Source organism: Psychrobacter sp. 1U2 (assembly GCF_051847575.1).
This window is the reverse complement of the sequence record NZ_JBPYDC010000495.1, coordinates 1-1025: the sequence shown is the minus strand read 5'-3', so window position 1 is coordinate 1025 and position 1025 is coordinate 1. Positions and strand designations below refer to the sequence as shown.

1 protein-coding gene is annotated in these 1025 nt (G+C 46.8%); it reads right to left on the bottom strand.

The annotated features are described in order from the left end of the window. The coding region (locus ACS8FD_RS16830; protein WP_439276686.1) for a nicotinate phosphoribosyltransferase at positions 1–1025 on the bottom strand (1025 nt) is incomplete at both ends.

Sequence of the window (1025 nt, the reverse complement as noted above, 5' to 3'; positions counted from 1 at the left end):
TACAGATGGCGCTGGCCTTCATCGCCCAGTTCATCGTATCGCGATTGACCTGTTGCAAGAGGCCACCGCCCATACCAAAGGTAATATTCTCTGCGCTAAAGCCAGCGTTCATCACGACATCGATGATTTTACTCAAACTTTGCGGGCTAATACCGTCTCCTTGGATAATACGTACGTAATCAGGCAAGACTTTATAGCCTTTGCTGTTAAGGGTCGTGCCAAACCTTACTGCTAAGCGCTCTAATGCCTCACGTACCACTTTGGTCGGCTCGCCACTATCTGGTCGAATAACCAAGGTGCCACCCATATTTTTGACATCGTCTTTTAACGCCTTGCCCCAGATATTATCAATAGCATTCCACAAATCATAGCTATCAGAAACTACTGAAAAGGCTTTATCTTTGCCACCAAACTGTTCAATCATATTGGAAAAAGCCGCAGTCTCTCCATCGCGGCCCCAGGCAGTCATGGTGCTGTGTTCAGCGGCAGGAATGGAAAACGCTGGCATGTCATTGTTCATTTGATACCAACGACTAGCAGCAACCAAAGCAGCCATAGAGTCAGTACCGGCAAAATTAACCAAATGTGCTAAGCTACCGAGTGCCACCGACTCATGACTAGAAGCGCCGCGTGAGCCAAAATCATGCAAACGAAAGATGAGAGATTCTAAATTATCAGCAGACTTCTCTAACGCGCGGCGGATAACGCCTTTACAATAATGTGACACGCTAGCGACAGTGGAGGGGTACCAGATGGCACGCAGTAGGGCAGTTTCGATATAGCTTGGTAACCAATAAAACTCAGGATCCGTATTGGTAATTTGGCAAACGACATTGGATACAGGCACGATACTGCCTTCAGGCACAGCCTCGATACGCAGAGGCAAATAACCACCATGCTTATCGACCAAACGCTCCCAGCCAGCACGATTAAACGTCAAACCGTGAGCATGAATCACGGTTTCAGCTTCATCAATATCTTGATGAGTGATAGGGGTACTTAAATATTCTTTAATAAAGGCTTGC